Genomic DNA, 19196 nt, shown 5'->3' with positions numbered 1-19196 from the left:
TTGTCGTGGCGGCGTCGAGCTGTGGTGGAGGGGGCGGCGGCTACTGACGCTCCCCGGCCCGCAGCCGGATGGCGCATCGCCGTGAAATTCCTGAGGCTGGTCAGATGCCCGCTCCTGCCGCTTGTGGTGGACGCGTCCGGGCAAGGCGTGACCCTTTGGTCGTGTCTCAAGGCTGGCGTGATACCGGCCCGCACCATGACCCCTGCGCCGACTGCCGAGGCTGGTGCGGGCCGGGGCGGGTGCCGGAACGCTCGGGGTGTGCGCGCCTAATCGTCGGTGAACGCTAGTACTCCAACATCACCTGTGTGTCTCGGGTGAGTCTGCGCTGGTAGTGGGCTCGTCGGGCGCGGGCTTGGACTTTGCGTCGCCATGCGGACCAGCGCATGGTGTGGGCGAGGTCGTGGGCTGGGGTGATTATCAGGGCGTTGAGGAGTCTGCGCTTTCCGCAACGGTGATCGCGATGTGTCCGGTGTCGATGTCTTGGTCGTCCTGCGTGCCCGGTGAGCAGCCGAGCAGGGCGGCGGTCTCCTCCACGGACAGGTCCTCCAGCACCCGGGCGACGAGCACCGCGCGCTGCCGGGGGCCCGAGCCGCAGCAGGGCCGCGCGCAGCGCCAGCCACCGATCGGTGGCGCGCATGTCGTCGCGCTGGTCGGCCGGCTCGGGCACGCACTCGAGCGAGACCTCCAGGTGCCGTTGGCGTCGCCGCCAGATGGAGACCTGCGCGCGGTACATGGCCCGTCGCACGTACGCCTCGGGATCGCCGCGGACGTGGCTCCACCGGGCGTAGGTACGGGCCAGCGCCCCCTGGAGCAGGTCTTCGGCGGCGTGGTGGCCGCCGGTGAGCGCCATCGCGGCCCGAAACAGGCGCGCGCTGCTCCCCGCCACGAACTCCGTGAACGCCACGCGCTCGGACTCCCGCATCCCATCCCCGCTCTCCTGGGCATCTACCCATACCGACACGCGGGGCGCCACCCACCTTGCATGCCGAGGGCGGAAAAATCGCGTAGGAACGAGGGATGGAGAGCGCGGAGCTGCTGGCGGCGGCGCGAGCCGGGGACGAGTGGGCGTTCGAGCGGCTGGTCGAGCCGCACCGGCGGGAGCTGCACCAGCACTGCTACCGCATGCTCGGCTCGGTGCACGACGCGGACGACGCGGTGCAGGAGTCGCTGCTGCGGGCCTGGAAGGCGATCGGGCGGTACGACGGGCGCCAGCCGGTGCGGCCCTGGCTCTACCGGATCGCGACCAACCGGTGCCTGACCTCGCTGGAGAGCCGGCGGCGCCGCGAACTGCCGACAGACCTCTCCGCGGATGCGGCACCGGGCCAGGAGACCGAGTGGCTGGAGCCGTACCCGGACGCCCGGCTCGGGCTCGACGCGCTGGCCCCGGAGGCGCGGGCGGTGGTGCGGGAGCGGGTCGAGCTGGCCTTCGTGGCCGCGTTGCAGCAGCTCACCGCGTTACAGCGGGCCGCGCTGCTGCTCCGCGAGGTGCTCGAGTTTCCGGCCCGAGAGGTCGCCGACCTGCTCGACACGAGCGTGCCGGCGGTCAACAGCGCGTTGCAGCGGGCGCGCGCGGTCGTCGGCTCTCGCACGCCGGCCCGGTCGCAGCAGCGCGAGCTGGCCGACCTGGGCCCGGAGGTGCTCGCGATCGCCGAGCGGTACGCCGCCGCGTGGGAGGCGGCGGACGTGGACGCGATCGTGGCGATGCTGGCCGAGGACGTACGGCTGGCGATGCCCCCGACGCCGGAGTGGTACGAGGGACCCGCAGCCGTGCGCGCCGCGCTGCTCGCCGGCCCGATCACGCACCGGTGGCGCCTCGTGCCGACCTGGGCCAACGGCCAGCTCGCGCTCGCCGGCTACCGGTGGGACGAGGCCCGCGGCGAGTACGTGGGCGAAGGGCTCGACGTGCTTACGCTCCGCGACGGCCGGATCACCGCGATCACCGCGTTCCTCGTCACCGACCTGGCGAACTTCGGCGTGCCGGCCGCGATGAGCTGAGCGGGGTCCCCGAGGTGGCCGGCGCTGGCCTGGTGGGTCAGCCGGCGGACTCGGCGGTGCGGGCGATGTTGGCCACCATCCCGCCGAAGACCACGGCGTGAAACGGGGCCACCGACCACCAGTAGAGGTGGCCGGGCAGGCCGCGGGGGAGGAAGACGGCCCGCTGCTCGTAGCGCACCTGGCCGTCCCGCTCGGCGACCCGCATCTCCAGCCAGGCGCGGCCGGGCAGACGCATCTCGGCGCGCAGCCGCAGCAGCCGGCCGCGCTCCAGGTGCTCGACCCGCCAGAAGTCGAGCGCCTCGCCTGTGTACAGGCGCGTCGGATGGCGGCGTCCCCGGCCCAGCCCGGCGCCGCCGACGAGCCGGTCGAGCCAGCCGCGTACGGCCCAGGCGAGCGGGAACGAGTGCCAGCCGCTGGTGCCGCCGATCGCCTCGATGACCGCCCACAGCCTCTCGGGCTGGGCGGCGACGGCGGTGCTCCGGTCGTCGGTGTACACGGTGCCGCCGGCCCAGCCCGGGTCGCTGGGGAGCGGGTCGGACGGGGCGGCGGCGGTGGACCACCGGGTCCCACGTCGCCGGCGGCGATCCGGGCCAGCGCCAGGCGCACGGCAGCCTCGAACCCGGTCAGCCCGCCGGGCGGGTCGGGGACGTGCGCGGCGATCGCCCTGTCCCGGACCACCGCCTCGTGCACCAGGCTCTGCACCAGCGGGCGGGCCAGCCGCCCCGGCACCGGCGTCACCAGCCCGACCCAGTACGCGGAGAGGCGGGGAGTCAGCACGCGCACCGGCACGATCAGGCGGCGGGAGAGGTCGGCGACCCGCGCGTACCGCTGTGTCATGTCGGCGAACGTGAGCACGTCCGGGCCGCCGATCGGGAAGTCACCCTCCACTGTGGGCGGAAGCTCGGTGGCGGCGGTGAGGTAGTGCAGCACGTCCCGGATCGCGATCGGCTGCACGCGGTTGCGTACCCAGCGTGGCGCGACCATCACCGGGAGCCGCTCGGCGGTCTTCGCGAGCGCGGTCACGGTCGTGCTCGCCCTGCTGACCCTGCTCGCGGCGGTGCTCACCAGCAACCACACGCTCGGCGTCAGCGCGGCGATTGGCGTGGTGGTGGCGCCCGTGTTCGGGCTCGGCGTGCTCGCCATCAGACTGGCCACAGTGGACATAGGGCTGCCGCGGACCGAGCAGTTCCGCACCGAGGCGGAGTCGGTACGCGGCCAGGAGGCGCTCGCCCGGCACTTCCCGGTCGGCACCTCCCAGCCGGTTACGGTGGTCGCCGACGCCGGCGCCGCCGACCGGGTCACCGCCGCCGTCGAGGGCGTGGCCGGCGTCGTCTCGGTGAGCCAGCCGGAACGCTCCACCGACGGCACGCTGGCCCGGTGGCGGGTCGACCTGGCCGCGCTCGCCGGTACCCCCGAGGCGGACCGCGCGATCCGCGACCTGCGCGCGGCGGTGGCGGGCGAGCCCGGGGCGCTGGTCGGTGGCGAGCCCGCCGCCGACCTGGACAAACGCGACGCCGACCTGCGCGAGGCCGCGGAGGCCGCCCCATCTCCGGCGCCGTGACGCCCTCGAGCCCGCCCGCCAACGCGCTGTTGCGTCGGTTACGCGGCCGTTTCTCAGATCCCCCGACTGGGTACCGACCAGCCAGGACGAGAAGGGGGTGAGCTTCCGTGAGTGAGCTGAACGCGACGCTGGATCTGCCGTTGGGCACCGCTGCCCCCGCCGCGGCCCGCCGAGCCATGCGACACATGCTGATCGCGTGGCAGCTGACCGACCCCGACTGGTTGGACGAGGCCGAGCTCGTCGTGAGCGAACTCGTGACCAACGCGGTCAGATACGGCGGAGGTTGCATCGAACTCAGCATGCGGGCACACGAGGGCCGGGTGATCCTCCAGGCCGCCGACGGCTCGTCGGTGGTGCCGCGCGACCGCGGCCCGCGCGCCAACGGTGGCGGCTACGGGCTGCGCGTGATCGAGGCATACAGCGAAGCCTGGGGCGTCGAGGACTTCCACGGCGGCAAGCGCGTATGGGTACGGCTGCGCGTCTGCCCGGAGCCACCAATGCCCGACTCCGCCAGGAACGGCTCGCCCCTGGACGCGGCGGACCCGCTCTCCCCGGGAAACGGTGCCTGATGCTGACGATCACTGAGACCGCGCGCAACGGCGCGGCGCGTCTGGTGCTGGCCGGTGATCTCGACATGGCCACGTGCCCCGACCTGATCGTGGCGGTGGAGAAGGCCCGGGACGTCACGAAAATCGTGCTCGACTGCGTGGACCTCGACTTCTGCGACGCCACCGGCGTCTCGGCGCTGCTGGAGGCGCGGGCCGCCGCCCACGACGCGGGCGTGGAGCTGCGGCTGGTCAACGTCCACGGCCTGCCCCGGAAGGTGCTGGAAATCTGCGAGGTACTGCCACTCCTGACGGACGGCGGCCCGGACTGACCCGGCCGGGCTCGCCGCCCGGTGTCAACCGAAGGGCTGGGCGCGGACCGCGCCCAGCCCTTCTGGGACCGGTTCGTGGCGCAGTACGCCGCCCGCGGGCACGAGGTGGCGTACGAGGACACGCTGCCGAGCGGCGCCCGGGTCGTCTACGTCGACACGACCGCCGTCCTGCCCGGGATGGTCGAGCTGGTCGAGTACACGCCCGCGCAGGCGCGGGTGTACGCGCGGTTCCACGAGGCGTCGGTCGGCTGGGACGGGACGGATCCGGTGCGCGCGGGATGAGTGGGCCCGAAGGGCCCAGCATCACCGAGCGTGACCTGACACTGCTGCGGTTGCTGGGGGAGGGCCTGTCCACGCTGACGATCGCGCGGCGAACGGAGATGTCCGAGCGGACGGTCCGGCGGCGGCTGCGGGCCATCTGTGACGAACTTGGCGTGGAGGCCCCGATCAGTGCCGTCGTGTGGGCGGTCCGGAAGGGTCTGTTGTGAGATCGGTGATGGCCGATGACGGTCAAGGTGTTGCCTTCGGCGCGAACTCCGGCGTTTAATGTCAACAATCTCCATCGGTGGTCATGTGGTGGCACGCGTGACTTCACCGTGGTGTAACCGGGTATTCGGCTCTTCCGGCTCTCCGGACCGTTCGGCGTCGGCCCGGCGGGTCGGCTCGTGACACCTGGCACCGCGCGGCATCGGCACCTGCGCACCATCCCACACCACTGTGGACACATCCGGCTGTCGCCCGGGGCTAGCGCAACGCCACTTCATGGCCTAGCGTCCCAGGGCAGGAACACGATCTTCACCTCCACACCGTCGTCGGCGCGGCGGTTGCCCCGCCGATGCGTTTGAGGAGGAACGATGACGGCGAGTGACCAGGCCGCCGTAAATCTGCATCAGCTTGGCCGAGAAACTGCACATTCCACCCCGCGGCAGCGCACCGCGCCGAAGACCGACTGGCGTCCCCTGTCGATCGCGATGATCGGGCAGAAGGGGATGCCGGCGACGTACGGCGGTGTGGAGCGGCATGTCGAGGAGCTGGGCAGCCGGCTGGTGTCCTACGGCCACTCGGTGACGGTGTTCTGTCGGGACAGTTACGGGGATCTCACCACCGAAACACACCGGGGCGTACGCCTGCACCGCGTGCGCACCGTTGCCAGCAAGCACCTCGACGCGATCGTCCACAGTGCCGCCTCGACGGTGGTGGCGATGCGGCGGCGGCCGGACGTCGTGCACTACCACGGTCTCGGGCCCGGTCTGGTGGCGCCGCTGCCGCGCTTCCTGTCCCGGGCGAGGGTGGTGCTGACCGTGCACGGGCTCGACCACACGCGGGCCAAGTGGGGCCGGGCGGCGCGCTCGGTGCTCAACACCGCGTACTGGTTCAGCGGGCACGTGCCGGACGCGCGGATCGCCGTCTCCCGAGGGCTCGCCGCGCACTACGACGCGAAGTTCGGCCGGCTGACCCGCTACCAGCCCAACGGGGTCAACCCGGCGCGCCGCGCACCGGCCGAGCAGATCACCGAGCGCTACGGTCTGACCCCGGGACGCTACATACTGCTGGTGGGTCGGCTCGTCCCGGAGAAGGCGGCGGATCTGCTCGTGCGCGCGTTCCGGCGGCTCCCCGGCGACCTCAAGCTGGCGGTGGTGGGCGGCTCGTCGTACACCGACGACTTCGTCGCCCACCTGAAGGCGACCGCGGCGGGCGACCCGCGCGTGGTCTTCACCGGCTTCGCCTACGGCGACCTGCTCGCGGAGCTGTACTCGCACGCGGCCGTCTTCGTGCAACCCTCCCATGTGGAGGGATTGCCGCTGACGCTGCTGGAGGCGGCCTCGTACGCGCTCCCGGTCGTGGCGAGCGACATCTCGCCACACGTGGAGGTGCTGGAGCGCGACGGGCCGGGGCACCGGCTCTTCCGCGACGGCGACGAAGACGACCTGGTGCGCGCGCTGACCAGGGCACTGGCCGACCCGCGGGCGGAGCGGGCCGGGGCGGCCGGGCTGCACGAGCGGGTGATGGCCCACTACAGCTGGGACGCCGCCGCACGACTGCTCGAACGGCTCTACCTGGACCTGGCCACGAAGCGTTAGGGTCCTCGGGGGCAAACACCACAGACCAGCGGCTAGAGAGCAGTGTGACGGTACTCGTTCGAGGGGGCCCGGTCCGGCCGGCCGGGACGGCGCTGACCGCCGCCGCGGCGTTGGCGGCCGCGGCGGTCGCTGTCGTGTCCGCCTTCGCGGTCGGCGGCGGGAGCCGCACCCTCGCGGTGCTTCCGCTCGCCGTCGCGGCCGGCGTGCTCGTGGCGGTGCTGGCGCTGACCCGGTTCGCCGGCTACGTGCTGCTGATGCTGGCGGTGCGCTCCTGCGTCGACCTGTTCAAGCTGAGCGGGCCGACCGCCGGCACCGGCTCCGACGGCGGCGCCACGCGCGCGATGGACCCGTCCACGCTCGTCGGCGTGCTCTTCCTGCTCGCCGCCGGGCTGTGGCTCGCCGCGCAGTATCATGCCGCCGCCCGCGCCCCGAGGGTCGGCGGCGCAGCGGCCCGCGAGTGGCCGCGCACCTCGCCGCTCGGCATCGCGCTCGTGCTGGTCGCCGCCACCGGGGCGGTGAGCGCGCTCGGCTCGTCCCGCCCGTCGAGCAGCGCGCTGGAGGTGCTGCGGATCCTCACGGTCGTGGCGATGTTCCTGGTGCTGGAGCAGTTGCTGCCGCGGCGCCGGATGGTGCGGCGGGTCCTGGTCGCCGTCTACGCCTCGCTCGCTCTCGCGCTCGGCTACACGATCGTGATGTCGCTGCTCGGCTCGCCGCCCTCGGAGGTCAAGGGGAGCTTCACCCGGATCAGTGGGCCGTTCAGCCAGTCCACGACGTTCGGTCGTTACCTGATGTTCATGGTGATTTTCGGCTGCGGCGTCCACCGGTTCCTCGGGCGGCGGGCCAAGCTGGCGCTGGGCGCGCTGCTCGCCGTGTCGATGGTCTTTCTCGTGCTGACCAATACGCGCAGCGCGATCCTCGGCGCCGCGATCGGGCTGGTCGTCGTGGCCGTGTTGCACCGCAGTGCCCGGCTTGTCGTGGCGCTTTGTCTGGCCGCGGTCGCCGCGGTCGCGGTCGCGCCCGGGGTCGCCGACCGGTTCGCCCAGCTCGGTGCCGCCCGCGAGGTCGGTGGCGACCCGACCGGCAACACGCTCGCCTGGCGCGCGGAGTACTGGGCACAGGTGGTCACGCTCGCCAATCGCAACCCGGTCACCGGCATCGGCCCCAACATGACCCAGCGGGAGACCGACGAGGCGAAGAAGCCGCACAACGACTTCCTCCGCGCGTACGTGGAGACCGGCGTGCTCGGGCTGCTCGCGTACCTCGGCATGATCCTGCTCTGCCTGCACACGGCGGCGCTGGCCGTCCGGCGGGCGCCGCCGGGCACGCTGGCCCGGGGGATCGCGGTCGGCTTCGCCGGCTGCGCGGTCGCGTTCGTGGCGGTGAGCGCGGCCTCCAACGTCATTTCCAACGTGGTTACGCTGTGGTACTTCGTCGCGTTCGCGGCGATGGCCGGCCTGGTCGCCAGCCGGCCCGCTCAGGAGGAGCTCTAGCGTGGAGATCGTCGACTACCTGCGGGCCGCGCGGCGGCGGCTCTGGGTCCTGCTGGGCGTGCCGCTGGCCGCCGCGCTCGCGGTCGGCCTGTTCGTCGGCCTGTCGCCGCAGCGCTACACCGCCACCTGCTACGTGGCCGCGCCCGCGCTGGTCGGCGGCGCCGCCGCGCAGCAGTACACCGGAACGCAGGCGGCGAGCCAGTTCGTGGCCGCGTTCAAGGCGGCGGTCACCTCGCCGCGCGTGCTCGACCAGGTCGCCGCCGACACCGGCGTGGCGGAGGGCACGCTCCGCGACGGGCTGGCGGTCGCGCAGGTCGGCGCGAGCAGCCAGCTCACGCTCGCGTACACCGGCACGCGGCGGGCCACCGTCGAGCCGGTGCTCACCGCCACCGCCCAGCGCGCGCTCGACTTCCTCTTCACCTCCCAGGTCAACATCGCCACCGAGCAGGTCGCCGCGGCCAACGCCGACGTCACCACCGCGACCGCCGCGATCGCCGACTGGGAGAAGACCAACAAGGTCTCCCAGCCGGACAAGCTCTACCAGGCCACGCTCACCGAGATCGCCAGCCTGCGGCAGCAGCGCCTCTCGATGGAGGCGGTCGGCAACAGCCGCGCGGTCGCCGCGGCCACCGCCGCGCTCGACGCGGCCCAGAAGCGGCTCGACGCGCTCGGCCCCAAGCTGCCCGACTACCAGTCGCTGCTGGCCCAGCGCGACGCCGCGACCAGCGCGCTCTCCCAGGCGCGGCAGGGCCTCCAGGGGGCAAGGGCGCAGGCCCAGGCCGCGGATCCGGCCCAGGTGGCGAGCGTGGGCGAGGTCCGCGCGGTTTCCCGGGTACGGGCATTGGCTACCACCGTTCCGCCGGCGGCTGCCGCCGGCCTGTTGCTGGCGGTGCTGCTCGTGGTCGTGCTGGAGCTGCTGTCCCGGCGGGCCCAGCCGGCGGCGGCCGCCGAGCCGGCACCGGCCCTCTCCCGCGCGGCGTGACCACCGGGACGACCGCCCCGCCGCCGGAGTCCACATCGGACTACGGCGACCGGCAGGTGCGCGGGATGGCCCGTGGTGGCGGCCTCAACCTGCTCGGCGCGCTGTGCAGCCAGGGCGCGCTCTTCCTCGTCATGCTGGTGCTCGCCCGCGACCTGGGCACCGCCGAGGTGGGCCGCTACGCGCAGTGCTACGCGCTCCTCGCACTGCTCAGCCTGCTCTCCCTCTCCGGCTTCCGGGCCGGGCTGACCCGCTTCGTGGCCGTGCACCTCGCCGACGACGACCCGGCGAGCATCCGCGGCACCGTACGCCTCGGGCTCGCCATCTCCGCCGCCGGCGCCGTGCTGATCGGCGTACTGCTCGCCATCGGCGCGCCGCTCGTCGCGGACGTCCTGCACGACCCGGCGCTCACCGGCGGGCTGCGACTCGTCGCGCTGGCGCTGCCCGCCACGGTCATCTGCGAGGCGGCGCTCGCGGCCACGCGGGGCTGGCGCACGCAGCGGCCGTTCACGCTCGTGGGGCAGCTCTACGAGCCGGGCGCGCGGCTCGTGCTCACCGTCGTGGCGCTGCTCGCGGGCTTCGGCGTCACCGGCGCGCTGTGGGCCGTCGTGGTGGCCGCGTGGACGGCGGCGGCGCTCGCGGTCGGCGCGCTGCTGCGGCTGATGCGCACCGTGGCGCCGGCCGCGCCCGAGTACCGGCCCCGGCAGCTGTTCAGCTTCTCCACCGTGAGCTGGGCCTCGTCGCTCGCCTCCACCGGGCTGATCTGGATCGACACGCTGATGCTCGGTGCCTTCGCCAACGAGGACATCGGCGTCTACACGGTCGCCACGCGGCTGGTGACCGTCGCCATCTTCGTGCTCGCGCCGATCAACGCCGCCTTCGGCCCGTACATCGCCTACCTCTACCACCGCGACCAGTTCGCCGAGGTGCGCCGCGTCTACCGGGCCGCGACCGGCTGGGTCGTGCGGCTCTCCCTGCCAGCCTTCGTGGCGCTGCTCGTCTTCCCGTCGGCGCTGCTGCCGCTCTTCGGAGCCGGCTTCGCGGAGGGGGCGGCGGTCACCGTCGTCCTGGCGGTGGGGCAGCTCGTCAACGCGGCGACCGGCCCGTGCGGCACGCTGCTGAACATGTCCGGGCGGGTCGCCTTGAACATGTTCGACAACATCGGCGCGCTCGTCCTCAACATCGGGCTCAACCTGTGGCTCATCCCCGCGCACGGCATCATCGGCGCCGCCATCGCGTGGAGCGCTTCGCTGATCGCGGTCAACCTCGCCCGCGTGGCCCAGGTGTGGTGGCTGGTCCGCGCCGTACCGGTCACCGCCGGCCTGGTGAAGGGCCTGGCCGCCGGCGCGGCCGCGCTCGTCGCCGCGCTCGCCGTACGGTGGCTGGTGCCGGAGGGGGCCGGCCAGCTCGTGGCCGGGCTGGCGGCGACAGTCGTCGTCTACGGTGGCGCGGTGCTGGCGCTCGGACTGTCCAAGGAGGACACGATGGTGCTCCGCGCTCTGGCCCGCCGCCGCGACCGGGTCACGCCGTGAGGCGGCCGGCGGTTTCCGCCCCGCGCGCGGACCGGCGGCGGCTCGCGTGGCGGCCGGCGCTCGCCGCCGTGCGCGCACGCGGAGGCGGGTCGTGAGGCGGGCCGTGGTCGACGGCGTGCGCCGGGCGGTGCGCGGCGCGCGGGCCTGGGCGGCGGGCCCGGGGGCGCTGCCCGGCTTCCTGGTTATCGGCGGCCAGCGGTGCGGCACCACGTCGCTGCACAGCTACCTGGCCGCGCATCCCCAGGTGCGCGCCGCGACCGGCAAGGAGCTCCAGTACTTCAGCCTCCACTACGGACGCGGCGAGCGCTGGTATCGCGGCCACTTCCCGCCCGCCGTCCCCGGCACGATCTCCTTCGAGGCGAGCCCTTTCTACCTCTTCCATCCCCAGGCAGCGCAGCGGGCGGCGGCGACCCTGCCGGAGGGGCGCTTCGTCGCGCTGCTCCGCGACCCGGTCGAGCGGGCCTGGTCGCACTACCTGCACACGCGCTCGTACGGCCACGAGCCGCTCAGCTTCGCCGACGCCATCGCCACCGAGCCGTCCCGCCTGGCCACGCCGGAGGGCCTGCGCCGGTACTCGTACGCCGCCCGCGGCCGGTATGCCGAGCAGCTGGAGCGGTGGTTGGCACACGTACCCCGCGAACGCCTGCACGTGGTGCGCAGCGAAGACCTCTACGCCGACCCAGCCGCTGTGTACGCGGGCGTGCTGAGCTTTCTGGAGCTCGATCCGTTCACGCCGGCGGAGTTCGCGGTGCACACGCGCCGGGTCGACCGGGGCGGCCCGCCGGAGGAGGTGGCACGCACGCTGCGCGAGCACTTCACCCCGCACAACGCGCGGCTCACCGACCTGCTCGGCTGGCCCGACCCCTGGCCCGCGACCCCCTGACGCTCGGGGTTCCGGCGGTGCCTTTCCGCGCGGCGGCGTTGCCCTCCCGCGCGGGAGGCGCGGAGGCGGTGCCTTCCCACGCGGAGTGCCTCCGTGCGGGGATCGACGGTGCCCTCCGTGTCCTTGGGAGAGACGGTGGCCTGGTGCGGCGAAGCTGTCGAGCTGGGCGCACCGGTGCGCCCAGTCGCCGCCGAGGCCGGGTCGGGGACGGCGAACGACGCGCGAGCCAGACAGGGGCGATGTTTCCCTCGGTAACCGTCGCCTCGGAGGCGCGGGCGGCCGAGGCTTCAAGAGCCATGGAGCTTTCGAGGTGGAGGTCCGTCCACCGGCCGCACGCCGATGCGGCGAGCCGGTCTCCACGCCACGGCGATCCACGGAATGTTGCACAAGGTGCCGGATCAAGACGACTTGTGGCGTTATGTCAGCCATAACTGGTCCAGATTTCGAAGCCGCTGGACCGCACGGTGACAGGGCATGCGGGACCGTGCCCCATCCTGGAGCCCGAGCGCCGTGCCGGAGACGCGAAAGCTTTCCAGCGGAGGGTGTGGGCAATGTCGGGGACATCGCCCACACATTCCGGCGTGAATGGGCTATGTCCCTGACAATGTCCACCGCGGAGGCCGCGGGGCGGATGCGGCGACATCGAGGAGGCGGCCGGCGGTGGGCGCATCGGTGCGCCCAACTCGACAGCTTCCTGCGAGTAAGCCCGCTGCTCCCGGCACGCGGCCGTCGTCGGTGGGGCGGAGGGCGTGTGCGCACTGGCGGGGCGCCATCTCCGGGCGGGGACCGGCGCCGCGGAGGCCGCAGGGCTGCCGCGTCGCGAAGAGGAGCGCCGCGAAAGGCGCGGGCGGGCCTGGTCGCGGAGGCCTGGTCGCGGAGGCCGCAGCGCGAAAGGTGCGACGCTACTCCACGGACCTCAGGATGTCGGCGGGCGGGCGCTGGGCCTTCAGGACGACAGGGTCTTCGGCGACCCGCACCGCACCGGTGCCGGATGCCGGCGTGCCGACCGTGCCGCTGGTCAGCCCGGCGGTCGCCGGCACGGTGACCGGGGCGTCGGCGGCCCACACGACGAGGGTGGTCTCGGCCCCACGGCGGAAGGCGGCGCCGGTCAGGCCCTTCTCACGCACCGGCTCGGCGGTGGCGCCCTGGGCGAGCGTGGCCAGGTCGGCCACCATCTGGCCGGCGGTGCGCTCGGTGCCGTCGGGGTCGAGCAGGCCGTAGCGGACCTCGCTGCCCTGGCGGTTGTTGGGGTTGTACGCCAGCGGGAGCCAGATCACCTGCCGCACGCCGCCGGCCGCGAGCTGGGCCACCACCTTGACCACCTCGGCGGAGCGGGAGGCGGCGTCGGAGTCGCCGTCGCGCCAGAACTGGCCGACCTCCCATGCCTCGACCGGCGTGCCGGCGGGCGTCTCGGCGGAGAGGTAGCCGAGCAGGTCGGGGACGGCGCTCCAGTGCTCGTAGAAGTGCAGCTGCCGCACGTCGACCGTCTTGTCGTCGAGCAGCTTCTCGGTGGCGGCGAGGTATTCGAGGTTGCGCGCGTTCTGCGCTACGGCCAGCGTTGCGCGCAGGTCTTCCGGCGACGACACGGCCGGGATCTGCTTGCCGCGCGTGCCGATCCGCCGCTGGAAGTACGCCGTGTACGCGCGCACCGCCTCGGCCTCCTGACCGGCGCGGAGGAGACGGTCGGCGACGCCCATGCCGTAGGCCACGCTGCTGATGCCGGAGTCGACCACGCGTGCCTCCGGGTCGGCTGCCCGGATCGCCTCGGCCGCCGCGCCGACGAGCGTGGTGTACTCGGCGGCGGTGCCGGCCCAGTACTGCGGGGCGTTGACCTCGTTTTCCACCGCGTACTCGCGCACGCCGTACGACGCGTAGCGGCGCACCACACTGTCTACAAAGGACTTGTACGTGGCGAGGTCGCGGGGCATGGCCGACTCGGTCTTGTTGGCCTGCCCGCGGACGTACTGCGCGGTGCCGCCGGTCGCCCAGCAGACGCCGGTGCGGATCTTCAGGTGGAGCGTGATGCCGAGGGAGCGGCTGCGCTCGGCGACCCGGTCGACCGCGCTCCAGTCGGCCTTGCCCTGCTCCGGCTCGATGTCGCACCAGGACAGCTCGTGGTAGGTCGCCGATCCGGAGATCTTGCGGAGGTAGGGCGTGAACTGGTCGTAGCGGCTCCAGTCCCAGTGCGCCCCGAACGGCGTGGTGTCGCCCTCCGCCGCCGGCGGTGGAGCCAGCGTCGGTGCGGGCGTGGGGTCCGGCGAAGGCCGCGGGTCCGGCGAGGACGTGCAGCCGGCCACCGCGAGCGCGGCGGCGAGGGCGACGAGCAGACGCCTCGGTGAACCTCTTCCAACCTGCCCGCGTGGCCCGTCGGCGCCATAGGTGAAAGACGCGCCGCGCTCTCCACGTCGAAGAAACTTCATCGGTAGCCCAGCTCGCGCAGTGTGGAACGGGAGAAGACCCACACCAGCAGGCGCAGGAACGGGTCGAGCTCGCGCCGGTAGGTCCCCACACGGGAGCCGTAGATCTGCGCGTCGGTGCGGGCGGCGGCGCGGCGCTTCTCGGCCTCGGTGGTGTATTTCTCCGCCACGTCGTGGTCTTTGTCGCCGTAGTCGAGCACGCCTGGCTCCCACGGCTCACCGAGGAACTCGAAGAGCGCGCGCATCGTCTTCTCCGGCTCGCGCACCGCCTCCTCGTAGCGCAGCTCGTGGTAGCGCTCGGGCGGCAGCGCACGGCCGGCGGCGCGGGCGACCCGGATGTAGCGCGGCCACTTCACCACGCACTTGACCGCCGACCAGTAGCCGAACCGCTTGCGGTGCGAGACCACGACATCGCGCCCGTCGCGGATGACGTGCACGATCTGCGCGTCGGGGAAGACCTCGGTGACGAACGGGATGACGAGCGCGTAGAGCGGTGTCTTGTCGGCCCACCGCGCCTTGCCGCGCCCGTCCGCGTAGTCGCTGTGGACGCCACCGAAGAAGTCGCGGATGCGGCGGAGCCAGTCTTCGCGCGGGAAGCCGAACCGGGCCAGCCGCTCCCAGTCGCGCCCGACGATCCGCTCCATGTCGGTGAGGAAGCGGGTCTCCGGGCCGCAGCTGATCCGCGAGTGCGAGTCGAGCACGAGGCGCAGCATCGTGGTGCCGGAGCGCTGGCAGCCGACGAGAAAGATGGGCGCGTCAGACATGGGCCACCAACCGCTCGGTCAGGTCGTCGCAGAGCGCCCGCACGCGCGGGTCGATGTCGAGCGGGCGGCGCGGCGGGGCCGTGCTCGCTTCGCCCCCCGGCCGGGATCCCGCCGGCCCTGGGGCACGACGCTCGACGTGGGCGCAGAGCCGAGGATCGTAGGGCAGGCCGAGGAAGTCGCAGAGCCGCCGGGTCACCGCCTCCGGGTCGGCGACCAGCGCGTCGTACGAGCAGAGCAGCACGTCGTCGCGGCGGTGCAGGCCGAGGCGGAAGAAGAGCTGGTTGCGCACGTACCAGAACAGGGCGGCCGCGGTGTGTGGGCTCATCGTCGCGTAGTCGAAGCCAGCGATCAGCGCGCGGCTCTCCGCGTCGAGCCGCTGCCCCTGCCAGCCGTCGCCGATCGTGCCGGCCGCGATGGCGCGCAGCGCCTGGAGGTTGGACGGGCCGAACTTGGCCACCTCGGAGCGGGCCCGGTCGTCGACGTCGCGCCAGGCCCACAGCGCGCGCCCCGGCGCCAGGCCGGGGAGGGCGAGCAGCTCGTCGACGCGGTGGCTCTCGCAGAGCGGCTTGACGATGACGTACGCATGACGGCTGGCCCGGATCGCGGCGCTGAGCACGGCGTCGGAGCGGAGCTGGAAACGGTGGAAGACCCGGCGGTCGTTTTCGTTGCGCACCTCGAACTGCGGCGCCGCGTCGAGACCGCGCATCAGCATGTTGGTGCCGGAGCGCTGGAGCCCCACGACATACACCGGCTGGGCCTGACCTGGTGTGACACCGTGGGCGCGGCGCCAGCGGCGCTTGGCCCACGCGGTGGTGGCGCGCTCGACCGGGTTGAGCCGGTCTTCCTCGATGAGCCGCCGCAAACCCTCGGTGCGCGCCCACCGCACGTGCCGCGCGATGCGGCGTGCCGTGTAGGCGACGGCGGTGGGCTGGTCGGTGGCTGGCACGCACAGCATCCTCGCATGGATGTAGCCTCACGGTCGATGCGCGTGTTGCACGTCAACAAGTTCCTGTACCGGCGGGGCGGCGCCGAGGGCTACCTCTTCGACCTCGCCGCGCTTCAGCGTGCCCGGGGCGACGAGGTGGCGTACTTCGGGATGGCGCATCCCGACAACGATTCCCCTCAGCGATACGGTCATTTCTTCCCGCCGTACGTCCAGTTGGAGCCGCCACCGCCGGGGCTCGCCAAGCGGGCGGCCGCGGTCGGGCGGATGCTCTATTCACCGGTGAGTCGCCGGGGGTTGGCGAAGGTGATCGCCGATTTTCGCCCGGACGTCGTGCACGCGCACAACGTCTACCACCAGCTGTCCCCGTCGGTGCTGCGCGCGGCGGCCGACGCGGGCGTGCCGTGCGTGCTGACGATGCACGACTACAAGCTCGCCTGCCCGAGCTACCAGTTGCTGGCCGGCGACGCGGTCTGTGACGCCTGCGTCACCGGCGGTCCCTGGCGGGCCGCGCGCACGCGGTGCAAGGACGGCTCGCTCGGGCGCAGCGCGGTGCTGGCGGCCGAGACCTGGCTGCACCGGGCCACGGGGGCGTACGGGCCGGTGCGCGCGTTCGTCAGCCCGAGCCGCTTCCTCGCCGGCGTCATGCGCGACGCGGGCGTCTACCCCGACCGCCTCCGCGTGCTCTCCCACTTCGTGGACGGGGCGGTCATCGCGCCCAAGGCGGGGCCGGGCGAGGGCGTGGTCTTCGCCGGCCGGCTGGTGCCGGAGAAGGGCGTCGACACGCTCGTCGCGGCGGCCGGGCTCGGTGGCTTCCGCCTCGACGTCGCGGGGGAGGGGTCGGCCCGCGCGGAGCTGGAGCGGCTGGCGGCGACGGCGGCACCGGGGCTGGTCACGTTCCACGGCCGACTCGCCAAGGACGACCTGCACGACCTGATGCGCCGCGCCCGGGTCGCGGCGGCTCCGTCCCGGTGGCACGAAAACCAGCCGATGGCGGTGCTGGAGGCGTTCGCCTGCGGGCTGCCGGTGGTGACGACCGGGCTCGGCGGGCTACCCGAGCTGGTCGAGCCGGGCCTCGACGGCGCCATCGTGCCGGCCGACGACCCACCAGCGCTCGCCGCCGCGCTGGCCGAGCTGCTCGCCGACCCGAAGCGGGCGGTCACGATGGGCAAGGCCGGCCGGGCGAAGGTGGAGCGCGACTTCGCCCCCGACGTCCACCTCGACCGGCTCCGTCGTGTCTACAGTGGAGAGATGCCGTGACCCGTGTGCTCTTCGTGGCCGGCAGCGGGCGTAGCGGGTCCACATTGGTCACCAACGTGCTCGGCCAGGCCGATGGTGTCTTCGCCGCCGGCGAGCTGCGCTATCTGTGGCAGCGCGGCGCCGTGGAGGATCGCCCCTGCGGCTGCGGCGAGCCGTTCACGCGGTGTCCGGTCTGGACCAGTGTGATGAAGGAGGTCGACGCCGACCCCGCGGCCGTGGTGGAGGCCCTCCGGCACCGGCTGCGGATGCGGCGGCTGCCAGCGATGCTGTGGCGGCGCCGCGTCGAGAGCCATCCGGCGATCCCGGCGCTCTACGCGGCGCTCGGTGACCGCCTCGTCGTCGACTCGTCCAAGCTCCCGCCGTACGGGCTGCTCGTCGACGGGCTGCCCGGCGTCGAGATGCGCGTGCTGCACCTCGTCCGCGACCCGCGGGCCGCCGCCTTCTCGTGGCGCCGAAGGCGAGGGCTCGACGGGCCGGGCGACAAAGCCCTCATGAGCCGCCCGCCGGTCGCCAAGGCGGCGCTGCTGTGGCTGGTGTGGAACGCCACGACCGCGCTCCTGTGGCGCCGCTCAGGGCGATACCTGCGCGTGCGGTACGAAGACTTCGCCGCCGACCCGGCCGGCGTCAGCGAGCGGATCGCCGCCTTCGCCGGAGTGCTCGCGCCGGCCTTCACCGGAAACACCGTCCACTTGGCACCGACCCATGTGGTCGCCGGCAACCCGTCCCGCCACCGCACCGGCGACACACCGGTGGTCGTCGATGACGAGTGGGTACGCGGGCTCTCCCGGCCAGCCTTCGCTCTGGTCACGGCCGTCACCGCCCCCTTATTGTGGCGCTGGCGCTACCCCCTGCGCCGCCACTCTTCCCTGGGAGGCTGAGGCCGTGTTAGCCCTCGTCGTGGGCACCGGGCGGTGCGGGTCGACGCTGGTGCAGGAGCTGCTGACCCGCCATCCGGCGGTGGGTTTCATCTCCGGCGTCGACGACAAGCTCTCCCGGCTCAACCTCGACGGCCGGTGGAACGGGCGGATCTACCGCCGGCTGGCGCCCCGCCCGCCGGGCATGACCTCGCTCAAGCACAGCACGCGGCTGCTGGAGCGGGGGCGGATGCGGGTCGCCCCCTCGGAGGCATACCGGCTGATCGACCGGCACGTCTTCGCCGGCTTCTCCAAGCCCTGCCGCGACCTGCTCGCCGAAGACCTGACCCCGCGGATGGCGTCCCGGCTGCGCGCGTTCTTCCAGCGGCGGATCGAGCGGCAGGGCTGCGAGGTGCTGCTCCAGCACCTCACCGGCTGGCCGCGCACCGGCTTCCTGCAGGCGGCCTTCCCCGAGCTGCGCGTGGTCCACGTGATCCGCGACGGCCGCGCGGTCGCCAACTCGTGGCTCCAGATGGGATGGTGGGACGGCTGGCGCGGCCCGGACAACTGGCTTTACGGCCCGCTGCCCGCACCGCTGCGCCAGGAGTGGGAAGACTCCGGGCGGTCGTTCCAGGTGCTCGCCGCGCTCGGCTGGCGGATGCTGATGGACGCGTACGCGCAGGCCCGCACGCTCCACCCCGCCGGCCAGTGGCTCGACGTGCGTTACGAAGACCTGGTGCGCGCGCCCAACGAGCAGACCTCGCGGATGCTCTCCTTCCTCGGGCTGGAGTGGACGCCGCGGTTCGAGGCGGGCTTCGCGCGGCACCACTTCCACACCGAGCGCGACGCGGCGTACCGGCACGAGCTCACCGCCACACAGGTCGCCGCGATGGAGCGCGCACTCGACAAATCCCTGCCCCAATGGGGATACGAGAGCTAAGAAATCGATTGATGGCCGCGTCCGGCCATCTGCTCGCAGCCAGTACCACGCGGCCGTCAGCGGGTTGAACAAGTTCGAGGCCGGTGCGCGCACCTCGGTGTCCAACCTGGACAAGCGCCGCGCGCTGCTGGCGGTCAGCGCACCGCTGAAGGAGTGGATGAGAGACCTGGCCGGCTGACGGTCGGGTGAGCGCGGAGGGGTGCCCGCTGTCCGCCGGGCACCCCTTCGCGTATGGACGCAGGTCTCTAGCCTGGACGCATGGCGGATCCGGGCGGCTTCGCGGACGATGTCCTGCGGGCGAAGATGGCCGAGGTGATGAAGGTCCACCGCCGGTGGGTACCCCGCCCGGTGTCGCCGATCGCCGACATCCGCTATCCCGAGGGCACGGCGGTGCCGTGGCGCTGGACCGAGCGACCGGAAGACGGCCGGGTCGCCGCGTTCGCCGCCGTCTTCGCGGCCGCCCGCCCGCCGGTGCAGGCCCGGATCCGGGCCAGCCTGAACGGCGACGACCTGCGCACCCTGCTGGACTACGCCCGGCGGTGCGCGCTCGCCGCGGTGCGCGGGGCCGGCCCGGGCGCGGTCGACTCGGCGTTCGACGCGCTCTCCGCCGTCGACACCGA

The 19196-nt window shown here is 73.2% G+C and carries 19 protein-coding genes; 14 read left to right on the top strand and 5 right to left on the bottom strand.

Features of this window, described 5'->3' with window-relative positions:
- Positions 1-417 precede the first annotated feature (417 nt).
- On the bottom strand, positions 418-567 hold the full coding sequence (locus ACFFIA_RS41475) for a hypothetical protein (RefSeq protein ID WP_377262486.1): 150 nt from the start codon (positions 565-567) through the stop codon (positions 418-420).
- A 450-nt stretch (positions 568-1017) separates the two neighbouring features.
- Between ACFFIA_RS41475 and ACFFIA_RS41470 the strand changes: the two genes are divergently transcribed.
- Complete coding sequence (locus ACFFIA_RS41470) at positions 1018-1995, top strand: sigma-70 family RNA polymerase sigma factor (protein WP_377262484.1); 978 nt, start codon at positions 1018-1020, stop codon at positions 1993-1995.
- Between the two features lie 37 nt (positions 1996-2032).
- Here the strand turns inward: ACFFIA_RS41470 and ACFFIA_RS41465 are convergent, their stop codons facing one another.
- Complete coding sequence (locus ACFFIA_RS41465; protein WP_377262482.1) at positions 2033-2491, bottom strand: DUF2867 domain-containing protein; 459 nt, start codon at positions 2489-2491, stop codon at positions 2033-2035.
- A 462-nt stretch (positions 2492-2953) separates the two neighbouring features.
- On the opposite strand from ACFFIA_RS41465, the gene ACFFIA_RS41460 reads away from it, so the two are divergent.
- The 10 genes from ACFFIA_RS41460 to ACFFIA_RS41415 all read left to right on the top strand — a co-directional run bounded on the left by ACFFIA_RS41460 (position 2954) and on the right by ACFFIA_RS41415 (position 11398).
- A complete protein-coding gene (locus ACFFIA_RS41460; protein WP_377262480.1) occupies positions 2954-3556 on the top strand; it encodes an MMPL family transporter in 603 nt (200 codons plus the stop codon).
- 107 nt (positions 3557-3663) lie between these two features.
- Positions 3664-4125, top strand: a complete 462-nt coding sequence (locus tag ACFFIA_RS41455) for an ATP-binding protein (RefSeq protein WP_377262478.1) — start codon at positions 3664-3666, stop codon at positions 4123-4125.
- On the top strand, positions 4125-4433 hold the full coding sequence (locus ACFFIA_RS41450) for an STAS domain-containing protein (RefSeq protein ID WP_377262476.1): 309 nt from the start codon (positions 4125-4127) through the stop codon (positions 4431-4433). Before ACFFIA_RS41455 ends, ACFFIA_RS41450 begins: the two co-directional genes overlap by 1 nt.
- A 21-nt stretch (positions 4434-4454) precedes the next feature.
- Positions 4455-4715: a hypothetical protein gene (locus ACFFIA_RS41445; RefSeq protein ID WP_377262474.1), complete on the top strand. Its 261-nt coding sequence runs from the start codon at positions 4455-4457 to the stop codon at positions 4713-4715.
- Complete coding sequence (locus tag ACFFIA_RS41440) at positions 4712-4921, top strand: LuxR C-terminal-related transcriptional regulator (protein ID WP_377262472.1); 210 nt, start codon at positions 4712-4714, stop codon at positions 4919-4921. The genes ACFFIA_RS41445 and ACFFIA_RS41440 overlap by 4 nt, the downstream gene beginning before the upstream one ends.
- A gap of 366 nt (positions 4922-5287) precedes the next feature.
- Positions 5288-6514 carry a glycosyltransferase family 4 protein gene (locus ACFFIA_RS41435; RefSeq protein WP_377262470.1) on the top strand — a complete coding sequence of 409 codons (1227 nt, stop codon included), beginning with the start codon at positions 5288-5290 and terminating at the stop codon, positions 6512-6514.
- Positions 6515-6558: 44 nt separating this feature from the next.
- Positions 6559-8004, top strand: coding sequence for an O-antigen ligase family protein (locus ACFFIA_RS41430; RefSeq protein ID WP_377262468.1), 1446 nt, complete (start codon positions 6559-6561; stop codon positions 8002-8004).
- Position 8005: 1 nt separating this feature from the next.
- Positions 8006-8986: a Wzz/FepE/Etk N-terminal domain-containing protein gene (locus tag ACFFIA_RS41425; protein ID WP_377262466.1), complete on the top strand. Its 981-nt coding sequence runs from the start codon at positions 8006-8008 to the stop codon at positions 8984-8986.
- Positions 8983-10515: a flippase gene (locus ACFFIA_RS41420; RefSeq protein ID WP_377262463.1), complete on the top strand. Its 1533-nt coding sequence runs from the start codon at positions 8983-8985 to the stop codon at positions 10513-10515. The genes ACFFIA_RS41425 and ACFFIA_RS41420 overlap by 4 nt, the downstream gene beginning before the upstream one ends.
- A 91-nt stretch (positions 10516-10606) precedes the next feature.
- Entirely contained in the window at positions 10607-11398 is a 792-nt protein-coding gene (locus tag ACFFIA_RS41415) for a sulfotransferase family protein (protein ID WP_377262461.1), read from the top strand.
- Positions 11399-12300: 902 nt separating this feature from the next.
- Here the strand turns inward: ACFFIA_RS41415 and ACFFIA_RS41410 are convergent.
- Genes ACFFIA_RS41410 through ACFFIA_RS41400 form a run of 3 tightly spaced genes read right to left on the bottom strand, consistent with a single transcriptional unit; the run spans position 12301 to position 15525 of the window.
- A complete protein-coding gene (locus ACFFIA_RS41410) occupies positions 12301-13818 on the bottom strand; it encodes a hypothetical protein (protein WP_377262459.1) in 1518 nt (505 codons plus the stop codon).
- Positions 13815-14579 carry a sulfotransferase family protein gene (locus ACFFIA_RS41405; RefSeq protein WP_377262457.1) on the bottom strand — a complete coding sequence of 255 codons (765 nt, stop codon included), beginning with the start codon at positions 14577-14579 and terminating at the stop codon, positions 13815-13817. Before ACFFIA_RS41405 ends, ACFFIA_RS41410 begins: the two co-directional genes overlap by 4 nt.
- Positions 14572-15525, bottom strand: a complete 954-nt coding sequence (locus tag ACFFIA_RS41400; RefSeq protein WP_377262455.1) for a sulfotransferase family protein — start codon at positions 15523-15525, stop codon at positions 14572-14574. The genes ACFFIA_RS41405 and ACFFIA_RS41400 overlap by 8 nt, the downstream gene beginning before the upstream one ends.
- A gap of 15 nt (positions 15526-15540) precedes the next feature.
- On the opposite strand from ACFFIA_RS41400, the gene ACFFIA_RS41395 reads away from it, so the two are divergent.
- From ACFFIA_RS41395 to ACFFIA_RS41385, 3 genes are read left to right on the top strand one after another with little or no spacing between them, the layout of a single operon-like run.
- Positions 15541-16782: a glycosyltransferase gene (locus ACFFIA_RS41395; protein WP_377262452.1), complete on the top strand. Its 1242-nt coding sequence runs from the start codon at positions 15541-15543 to the stop codon at positions 16780-16782.
- On the top strand, positions 16779-17660 hold the full coding sequence (locus ACFFIA_RS41390; RefSeq protein WP_377262450.1) for a sulfotransferase family protein: 882 nt from the start codon (positions 16779-16781) through the stop codon (positions 17658-17660). The genes ACFFIA_RS41395 and ACFFIA_RS41390 overlap by 4 nt, the downstream gene beginning before the upstream one ends.
- Before the next feature lie 4 nt (positions 17661-17664).
- A complete protein-coding gene (locus tag ACFFIA_RS41385) occupies positions 17665-18576 on the top strand; it encodes a sulfotransferase family protein (protein ID WP_377262448.1) in 912 nt (303 codons plus the stop codon).
- The last annotated feature ends 620 nt before the right edge of the window (positions 18577-19196 follow it).

Origin of the sequence: Phytohabitans kaempferiae (assembly GCF_042433955.1) — a bacterium.
In the GTDB taxonomy this organism is placed as follows: Bacteria; Actinomycetota; Actinomycetes; order Mycobacteriales; family Micromonosporaceae; genus Phytohabitans; species Phytohabitans kaempferiae.
This window is presented reverse-complemented; position numbering and strand designations above follow the sequence as displayed.